The sequence below is a fragment of the Cedecea neteri NBRC 105707 = ATCC 33855 genome, assembly GCF_001571265.1.
GTDB lineage: Bacteria > Pseudomonadota > Gammaproteobacteria > Enterobacterales > Enterobacteriaceae > Cedecea > Cedecea neteri.
The window spans coordinates 1-1,336 of sequence record NZ_BCTL01000115.1 but is presented as its reverse complement, the minus strand read 5'-3'; the positions used below and the strand labels follow the sequence as shown (position 1 = coordinate 1,336).

Annotated in this window: 1 protein-coding gene and 1 pseudogene; both read right to left on the bottom strand. The window is 62.8% G+C overall.

Annotated features, from left to right (window positions below; translation table 11 throughout):
- Positions 1-1,115: phage portal protein family protein (locus CNE01S_RS24000; protein ID WP_255212439.1), on the bottom strand; the 1,115-nt coding region annotated here is incomplete at its 3' end.
- A pseudogene (locus tag CNE01S_RS25565) lies at positions 1,109-1,336 on the bottom strand (phage terminase large subunit); the annotation flags it as partial. The gene CNE01S_RS24000 and the pseudogene CNE01S_RS25565, both read right to left, overlap by 7 nt.

The following is a 1,336-nucleotide window of genomic DNA, read 5'->3' as shown; positions in this document are numbered from 1 at the left end:
TCAAATTCCAGACGCGGCATGCGGGCCGCATCATAGCGTCCGTTGAGAACCAGCAGCGGGCGCAGCAGCTGGGCGGTCAGCGTCTCTGCCACCATCCGTGCGTCACCCGCCAGCAGGTCGTGGCGGACTTCGTTGTGCACGTTCCCCAGCGCATGCGTGGACGTTTTACCGTCCGCCTGACTGGTGAGCGTCCCGCCGAGAATAGCCTTTGACTGCACCTTCTCGCACCAGTCCACCATGGCAAAAAATGGCGCACTCTGGCCGGGGGCAGGCACCTTCAGCTCAATCTCGGCCTCTTTGGGGATGATGCCCCCGCCGTTGCGGGCCATCATGCGAATGCCCTGCAGCAACCGGCTGCGGGCTTTCTCATCCATACTCGAATCGTATTTGCCGATGCGGAACGGCAGGCCGTAGAGGTTCAGGAACTGCGCCCAGTCGCGGGCCGAGAGGTTTTTGAACAGATAAGGCCACACCAGCACGCGAAACAGGCCGCTCTGCGCGACGGGACCGGATTTTGCCCGGTGCCGGTGGACTATCCAGCCGGTTTCCCACAGCGGCTCGCCGTCGGCATTCGTGCCGGTGTTGAGCCGGATATCATCGTGGTTATACATCGCCACCGTAAAGGCCCGCGCAGGGCGCTTGTGGAAGGCGACCGGCATCCACAGGCCGCCACGTTGCCCCCATTCGATCTCGACGCAGGCAAACCCGTGCCCGATGGCATCCAGCATATCGATCAGCATCTCGCTGAAGCCCGGCAGGTTGCGTATCCAGCCCTCCGCCTCTGCGGCGAGCGTAATCTCGGCTTCCGTGGCGTCTTTCGGCGGCTTTACCGCGAAAGGCAGCGTCAACAGTGCCCGCTTGCGCTTGGACAGCTCGGCGAACAGGTGGCCGTCACGCTCCTCCATGTCGGTGAAGAGGTCGCTCTGCAGCACCAGGTCACCGTCTTCCGCCGCCTTCAGGCAGAGATAGACCTTCTGCACGTCCAGCCCGGTGGACGGGTGCCCCTGGTGGTCCAGGTAAAGCATCGGATAATCACCGCTCTGCACCGGCTCTGCGGTGTCTTCGCCGCGCCCGACCAGGCGTTTAAACAGGCTTTTAATGTCCATTTTTACCATCCTCCCGGACCGAACCCGTCGCCCCGGTCATCATAATCATCGTCGTCCTCCCGGCGGGCGTCTGCGCCAGGCGGGCCTATCGGGATAAATTCAAAATTCCCCACGCTGCTGGCGGCGATGGCCCACAGCATGTGCAGCCCGTCCGGGCCGTCGTCGTGGTCGGCCATCGGGAAGTGCTTCAGCTGTTCAATCAGCGTGGTTAACCCGGACGCCAGCAAAAT